The sequence below is a fragment of the Allobosea sp. P1_A7 genome, assembly GCF_056406775.1.
Window position 1 is genome coordinate 1 of record NZ_JBFTZN010000357.1, and the last position, 7,592, is coordinate 7,592.

Below are 7,592 nucleotides of genomic sequence, written 5' to 3' on the forward strand. Positions count from 1 at the left end.
CCCCGAGCCCGATCAGCACAGCCCCGCCCGTGACCAGGATCGAATTCCAGAGATAGAGCGCGAAGTTGTTCTTCTCGAAGACGTCGAGATAGTTCGCCAGCGTCGGCGGGTTCGGGATAAAGACCGGCGGGAAAGCGGTGTTGTCGAGTTCGTTCTTGAACGAGAGCGACAGCATCCAGAGGAAGACGAGGACGGCCGGCGAAACCAGTACGAAGACCGAAAGCGCAAAGCCGATCTTGGAGGCGAGCCGCTTCATTCCGCGTTCCACTTCGACTTCTGGCGCGCGTAGAGCAGCAGCAGCGAGAGCATGATGATGATGACGAAGAAGATCACCACCACGGCCGAGGCGTAGCCGATCTTGTAGAACTGGAAGGCCTGCAGATAGAGGAAGATGTTGAGCGTTTCGGACGCCGTACCCGGCCCGCCCTGGGTGATCACGAAGATCGTGTCGAAGGCCTTCAGCGCATCGATGGTGCGGATCACGATCGCCACCATGATGAAGGGCCAGACCAGCGGCAGCGTGATGTGGCGGAACATGTGCCAGGAATTGGCGCCGTCGATCAGCGCGGATTCATAGGGTTCCTTCGGCAAGCCGGCCAGACCGCCGAGCACGATCAGCATGACGAGCGGCGTCCAGTGCCAGACTTCGACCAGGATCAGCGTCGGGATCACGGTATGGGGGTCGTAGACCCAGGGCTGGGGTCCAACCCCGACGAGCGATAGCAGGTAGTTCAGCACGCCAAGCTGCGGGTGGAACATCATCGTCCAGACCAGTGCGACAGCGACGGGCGTCGCCATCATCGGCATCACGAAGATGGTGCGCAGCAGCCCCCGGAACGGGAACTCGCGGTGGAAGACCAGGGCCGCCGCCGTGCCGAAGACGATCGGCAGCACCACGGCGAGGACCGTGAAATAGGCGGTATGCCCCATCGATTCGAGGAAGCGCGTATCGCGCAACAGCTCCGAGAAGTTCTGCAGGCCGACGAATTCGGGGCCTCCGCCGATCTTCCAGTCATGGCCCGACATATAGAGCGTGAACAGCCACGGGAAGACGATCACCCCGAGGATGACCAGCACGGCGGGCAACGAGAACAGCCAGTAGCGCGGCGTAAAATCCGCTGAATGTCTCGCAGGCAGCACCTTGGGCGTCGCGAGATCCGCTGGCATGGCGGTTGAGTTGGTCATGCTCTGCGCTTTGCTGAAAACGGTTTGTCATGCCCGCCCTGTGGCGGGCATTCGCGTCGTGAACATCGCCCTCCCCGAACGGGGAAGGCCATCATGGCCAGGGCATGCCGGGCCATGATGGTGATGGTCGTCAGCCCTGTTCGCTCTTGACCAGGACCGGCGCGAAGGTTTCGGTCGCCTTCTTCAACTCCGCAGCGACATCGGCACCGCCGAGCGCATTGGTCAGCGCCACGCCGAAGACATCGCGGAATTCGGTCACCGGAACGATCTGCGGCAGCGCAGCGCGGGCGACCTTGGCCGAGCCAAGCAGACACTCGAAATATTGCTTGCCGAATTTCGACTGCGAGATGGTCTCGGTGTCGAGATAGGCCGAGGCACGCCCGGGCGCTCCGGCGCCGGCCTTGAGCATCGCGATCTGCTGCGCCTTGCTTGTCATGAACTGGAGATAGAGCCACGCGGCCTGCTTCTTCTGCGAGCCGCGCGAAATGCCCATGCCATCGGCGAACATCCCGGCATGATGCGCCTTCGGCCCGGGCGGCGTGATGCCATAGCCGACCTTGCCGACGATACGCGACTTCGTCGGGTCCTCGAGCGGCGTGGCAAAGCCGATGCCGTCGAGCCACATCGCGGCGCGACCCTGCATGAAGGTGGTCTGGCATTCATTCCAGTTGAAGCCGACCTGACCGGCCGGGCCGGTCTCCTTGTTCAGCTTCTTGTAGAGTTCGCCGGCCCAGGCCGCCTCGGGCGTATCGGTGAGCAGCTTGCCCTGGGGCGAGGTGGTCTCGATGCCCTGGCCCAGCAGCAGGCTGGCCCAGACCGGGACGTTGGCGTTCTTCAAGCCGCGCGAGACGAAGCCTGCGATGCCCTTGGCCGGATCATGCAGCTTGGCCGCGACCGTGGCGATCTCGTCCATCGTCTTGGGATAGGCCACGCCCTTCGCGTCGAAGAGCTCCTTGTTGTAGTAGATCATCCAGTAATCGACGAAGAACGGGATCGTATCGAGCGATCCGTCGGCCTGGCGCGCATAGGCGACCGGTCCCGCGCCAAAATCATCGAAGTTGAAGTCCGGCGAGGTCAGCGAGGCGTCCTTGATGAAGGGCGTCAGATCCTCGAACCACTTGCCCTTGGCGGCCATGCGCTTCTGTACATGCAGCGAGATGCCGCTGACGTCGAAGCTCGGCTTGCCCGAGGCAAACTCGATTACCGCCTTCTGGCGCTGCTGCTGCTCCGGCACCTGTTCGGCCGAGACCTTGATTCCGGTGAGCTCGGTGAACTCCTTCTCGGCCGCCTGCATCAGGTCGGAACGCGGGTTCTTCACCAACAGCACATCGATCGTCGTGCCGGCAAAGCGCTTCCAGTTGAAGGCGGCCTGCGCATGAGCTTCGCGCAGAACCATCGGCGAACCGACGGCGCCCGCCGCGCCCAACGCTGCAGCCCCGCGCAGAAGCGCGCGCCGGCTCGGCTTCAGAATGCTGTCTGTCATGATTGTCCTCCCTGTGGACGCGGATTGCGGCCCGTTCACGAGCCTGCCTGTTTATCCGGCTGTGCGCCGGTCCCRTCGAGACTTTGCCCTTCGGATCCGGCGCTGACGCTAATCGCGTTCGAGGTCGGTTGCAAGCTGACATGTTGGCGTGCACATAGTCGCTGCAGCACATTCCTGGACCCGCATCCGATTGTCCGAGCATCGCATCGGTGCGGCATTGCGCCGGGTCGACCGCGAGAATGTGCTGCTCTCCAGCAAGGTCGGCCGCGTCGCACAGCCCTTCATGGGGCGCGGCAACGGCTCGGGCTATCTGGGCGGCCTGCCGCATGGCATGCGTTTCGACTATTCCTATGACGGGACCATGCGCTCGCTCGAACAATCCGCCCTCAGGCTGGGCACGGACCATATCGATATCGTCCTGATCCATGACGTCGACATCTGGACCCATGGCGCGGACGGCATCGAGAACCGGTTCTTCGAGGCAATGGCCGGCGCCTACCGCGCGCTCGACAAATTGCGGGCGGCCGGTACGGTCAAGGCGATCGGAGTCGGGGTCAATGAAGCAGAGATGTGCGAGCGCTTTGCCCATGCCGGCGACTTCGACACGATGCTGCTGGCCGGCCGCTATTCGCTGCTGGAACAGCCGGCGCTCGTATCCTTCATGTCGCTCGCGCAGAAAAAGGGCATCGGCCTGATGCTCGGCGGCGTCTTCAATTCCGGCATCCTGGCCACCGGCCCCGTCGCTGGCGCCAAGTACAATTACAAGCCGGCTCCGCCCGAGATCCTCGCGCGGGTTGCCGCCATCGAGACAATCTGCCGGCGCCATGAGGTGCCACTGCGCCGTGCGGCCCTGCAGTTCCCGCTGGGCCATCCCGCCGTTTCCAGCGTCGTCATGGGGGCGGTCTCACCCGCGGAGGTCGCCGACCAGCTTGCCGAAATCGCCGCGCCGGTTCCRTCCGAGCTCTGGAGCGCGCTCAAGGCCGAAGGCCTGCTCGGCGCTGACGTTCCTGTGCCGGAATAGCCCGATGCGGATCGACGCCCATCAGCATTACTGGCGGCTCTCACGCGGCGACTATGGCTGGCTGACCCCGGCACTGGGCCCGATTCATCGCGACTTCGGTCCACCGGACCTGGCGCCGCTGCTGGCACGGCACGGCATCGCGCGCACCATCCTGGTCCAGGCCGCGCCGACCGAGGCAGAGACGGCATTCCTGCTCGGCATCGCAGAGCACGACCAAAGCGTCGCCGGCGTCGTCGGCTGGTGTGATTTCGATGCGCTCGATGCGTCCGAGCGGATTGCCCGCCTGAGCGGCAATCCGCTGCTGGTCGGGCTCAGGCCCATGGTCCACGACATTCCCGATGAGAACTGGCTGGCCCGCCCTTCCCTTGCGCCCGCCTTCGCAGCGGTGGCAGCCCATGACCTCGTCTTCGACGCGCTGCTGCGACCGCAGCACATTGCGCCACTATTGGCCGTTCTCGATCGACATCCGACGCTCGCCGTCGTTGTCGACCATGCCGCCAAGCCGGATCTCATCAGTGGGGAGATCGCGAATTGGCGCGAGGATATCGCCGCAGTCGCCGCGCGGCCCCAGACCTTCTGCAAGATCTCCGGCCTCGTCACCGAAGCCTCGGCCGGCTGGACGACCGAGACCCTGCGCCCGGCCGTTTCGCATCTGCTCGCCGTCTTCGGTCCCGATCGCCTGATCTGGGGCAGCGACTGGCCCGTCGTCACCTTGCGAGCCGACTATTCCCGCTGGTTCGAAACCGTCGCGGAATTGCTGGCGCCCCTGCCCGAAGCCGATCGCGCCGCGATCATGGGCGGCAATGCCCAGAGGCTCTATCTCTCCCACCGAGGACGCAACTGATATGCTGAAGGGCATCGACCCCGTCTTGAGCGCCGATCTGCTCTGGGTTCTGGCCGCGATGGGCCATGGCGACGATCTGGCCATTGTCGATGCCAATCATCCGGCCGATACCGTTGCCAGCGCGACCGCCAGCGGAAGGCTGATCCGACTGCCCGGCCTTTCGATGGCCCGCGCGACCCGCGCCATCCTCTCCGTCCTGCCAATCGACGATTTCGAGCCCGGCTCGCTGCGTCGCATGGAGGTTGTCGGCAAGCCTGACGAGATCCCGCCGGTCCAGGCCGAGGTTCAGGCCGAAATCGACCGCGCCATGGGAGAGCCCGTGCCATGCCTCGGCATCGAGCGTTTCGCCTTCTATGCCGCGGCGAAGACGAGCTTCGCTGTCGTCCAGGTCGGCGACCCGCGGCCCTATGGCTGCTTCCTGCTGCGCAAGGGCGTCATCGCGGGGCTTCCAGGCTGAGCCCGCACGAGGGTTGGCAAGCGCGCCTGCACCGCTCAGGATCGTGACGCCGTCGGCGCGGCTTCGACAGACTGCGCTGGCGTGCCTGGAGGATGGCTTCATGGCCCGCGCGAACGCCCATATCGGCACGACGAATTTTGCGACGACGATCAGAATGGGCGGCCGTACGCTGGTTGCCGACGAACCGGCCGCCTTGGGCGGAGCCGATGCCGGGCCAGCGCCCTATGACCTGCTGCTCGCCAGCCTCGGCGCCTGCACGGCCATCACCTTGCGGATGTATGCCGAGCGCAAGCAGTGGAGCCTTCAGGCTGTCGATATCGATCTGCACCACGTCAAGGTCGAGAACCGTTCAAAGATCGAACGTGTCATCACGCTGACGGGCGATCTGTCTGAGGATCAGCGGATGCGCCTCGCCGATGTCGCCGAGCGTACACCCGTGACCCTGACGCTGAAGGCCGGCGCCGATATTGCGACAAGACTGTCGGACGGTTGACACCCTCGTGAGTCCGTTTCCGTTCCGGCACCCACGCCGCTAGAAGAACCACGCTGAGCGATCGGTCACGCCCGTGCGCCCTTGGCACGATCCAGTTCAACCGAGCCCCCCTGCTGCGAGCCTGCCCATGCCTGACACTCTCCTCTATCTCGCCGAAGCCGACATCGCCGGGCTCGAACTCGATCCGGCGCTCGCCCGCGCGGCGGTGAGGACGATCTTCAAGGCTCATCACGACGGCCAGACGCTGAGCAAGCCCAAGCTTGCGCTCGAGATCGGCCCCGGCCACGCCTTCCAGTCGCTTTGCGCGGCCTCGCCCGAGATCGGCATGGCAGCGACGAAATGGCTCGGCATGGCGCCCGCCGCGAATGGAGCGGGCACGCCCGGCATCCACGCCATGATTGCACTCAACGACTATGCATCCGGCACGTTGTTGGCCATCCTCGATGGCAACCTCGTCACGGCGATCCGCACGGCGGCCATGTCCGCGGCAGCGGGCGCGTTCCTGGCACGGCCGGAAAGCCGCACCATCGGCTTCATCGGCTGCGGCCTGCAGGCTCGCTCGCATCTTGCCGCGTTCAAGTCCCTGCTGCCCGGCCTGACCGAGCTTCGCGCTTTCGGCCGAAGCCGTCGGATCACCGACGTCTTCATAGAGCACGCCCGCGAGCAGGGCCTTGCGGCGAAGGCCCATGATGACGCCGGCGACGTCGTTCACAGCAGCGACGTGATCATCACCTCCGTGCCCATGCAGCCCGGTTTCGCGCCCTTCCTCGATCCTGCCTGGTTGAAGCCGGGCGCCTTCGTTGCTGCCGTCGACGTCGCCCGCAGCTGGCTGCCGGATGGCTTGCGCAAGCTCGACCTCTTGGCCACCGACGATCACCAGCAACAGGCGGAGAGCCCACCGATCGCTCGGGATGTCGGCCCGCTCGGCAGCTTCGATGCCGACCTGACGGAACTTGCCGGCGGGGTCCGGCCCGGACGCCTCGACGCGGAGCAGCGCGCCATGTTCATTTTCCGCGGCTTCGCGCTCGCCGATCTCGCCGTGGCGGCTACCGTCTATCGCGCGGCCGTGGCCAGGGGAGCCGGCCTGCGCCTCCCGCGCTGAGACTGCGTCTGCAAACAGGAAGACAAGGCAACGGAGCTCTGCTAGCGTCACATATTCATCCATAGGAATATGTGAGATCTTCAATGCTTGACCGGCGCGCCTTTACTCTCGGAGCCAGTCTGACGGCGGCGGCCTCGTTCTGCGGCGGTGCGGCACGAGCCCAGGTCGTGGCGCGGGCCGGGCTCGGCAAGGCCGAGATCCTGGTGCTGAGCGATGGGGGCTTCCAGCTGCCGCTCTCGATGATCGCGCGCGATACGCCGCTGCCCCAGCTCGAGGCGATGACCGGCAGCAAGGGGCCAGCCGAGACCGTGCTGAACGTCACCTGCCTGAAGCGCGGCAGTGAGACGATCCTGTTCGATTGCGGCGCCGGCGCGCACTTTCTTGCCGGCAGCGGCAAGCTCGCGGCAAGCCTCGAGGCCGCCGGTATCGCGCCCGACAGTGTGAGCTATGTCGCCTTCACCCATTTGCACCCGGACCATCTCTGGGGGGCGCTCGACGAGTTCGACAGCCCGGCATTCCCGAATGCGACCTGGCTGGCGGCCCGCGACGAGGTGGCGTTCTGGACTGATGCCAAGGTCTATGAGCGTCTCTCCGAAGACCGGCACGCCTTTGCAGCCGGCGCACAGCGTGTCCTTAAGGGTCTCCAGGACGGGCTGAAGACCTTCGCCGCAGGCGAGGAAGTGCTGCCGGGAATCGCGGCTGTCGCGACGCCCGGCCATACGCCGGGACATGTCTCCTTCGAGATCAAGGACGGCAGCGACAGGCTGCTCGTGCTGGGCGACGCGGCGACGCATCCGGTCGCATCCTTCGCACATCCGGAATGGCGCCCAGCGTCCGATCATGACCCGGATCAGGCGGTCCAGACCCGCAAGACCGTGCTTGGCCGGGCCGCCGACGAGAAGCTGCGGGTGATTGGCTATCATCTGCCAAAGGGCGGGATCGGTACGGTCGAGCGCACCGGGCAGGCCTTCCGCTTCATCCCGTCCGCGGCCTGATCGGCGGAAGAA

8 protein-coding genes and 1 pseudogene are annotated in these 7,592 nt (G+C 65.4%); 6 read left to right on the forward strand and 3 right to left on the reverse strand.

What is annotated here, in order from left to right; all coding sequences use genetic code 11:
* The 3 genes and pseudogenes from AC1D34_RS33925 to AC1D34_RS33935 all read right to left on the reverse strand — a co-directional run.
* Positions 1–256, reverse strand: a pseudogene (locus AC1D34_RS33925) (carbohydrate ABC transporter permease); the annotation flags it as partial.
* Positions 253–1,167, reverse strand: coding sequence for a carbohydrate ABC transporter permease (locus AC1D34_RS33930; RefSeq protein WP_441488347.1), 915 nt, complete (start codon positions 1,165–1,167; stop codon positions 253–255). The pseudogene AC1D34_RS33925 and the gene AC1D34_RS33930, both read right to left, overlap by 4 nt.
* Before the next feature lie 148 nt (positions 1,168–1,315).
* Complete coding sequence (locus AC1D34_RS33935) at positions 1,316–2,668, reverse strand: ABC transporter substrate-binding protein (protein ID WP_441506969.1); 1,353 nt, start codon at positions 2,666–2,668, stop codon at positions 1,316–1,318.
* 190 nt (positions 2,669–2,858) lie between these two features.
* On the opposite strand from AC1D34_RS33935, the gene AC1D34_RS33940 reads away from it, so the two are divergent.
* The 6 genes from AC1D34_RS33940 to AC1D34_RS33965 all read left to right on the forward strand — a co-directional run bounded on the left by AC1D34_RS33940 (position 2,859) and on the right by AC1D34_RS33965 (position 7,580).
* On the forward strand, positions 2,859–3,689 hold the full coding sequence (locus AC1D34_RS33940; RefSeq protein WP_476826611.1) for an aldo/keto reductase: 831 nt from the start codon (positions 2,859–2,861) through the stop codon (positions 3,687–3,689).
* A 4-nt stretch (positions 3,690–3,693) separates the two neighbouring features.
* Positions 3,694–4,533 (forward strand): amidohydrolase family protein, encoded by an 840-nt coding sequence (locus tag AC1D34_RS33945; RefSeq protein ID WP_441506967.1) that lies wholly within the window; start codon positions 3,694–3,696, stop codon positions 4,531–4,533.
* Position 4,534: 1 nt separating this feature from the next.
* Positions 4,535–4,990, forward strand: a complete 456-nt coding sequence (locus AC1D34_RS33950) for an RbsD/FucU family protein (RefSeq protein WP_441506966.1) — start codon at positions 4,535–4,537, stop codon at positions 4,988–4,990.
* Between the two features lie 100 nt (positions 4,991–5,090).
* A complete protein-coding gene (locus AC1D34_RS33955; RefSeq protein WP_441488162.1) occupies positions 5,091–5,483 on the forward strand; it encodes an OsmC family protein in 393 nt (130 codons plus the stop codon).
* 127 nt (positions 5,484–5,610) lie between these two features.
* The gene (locus AC1D34_RS33960) at positions 5,611–6,585 is read left to right on the forward strand and encodes an ornithine cyclodeaminase family protein (protein WP_441506965.1); all 975 of its coding nucleotides are present in this window, start codon (positions 5,611–5,613) and stop codon (positions 6,583–6,585) included.
* A gap of 83 nt (positions 6,586–6,668) precedes the next feature.
* On the forward strand, positions 6,669–7,580 hold the full coding sequence (locus AC1D34_RS33965; protein WP_441506964.1) for an MBL fold metallo-hydrolase: 912 nt from the start codon (positions 6,669–6,671) through the stop codon (positions 7,578–7,580).
* Positions 7,581–7,592: the final 12 nt, after the last annotated feature.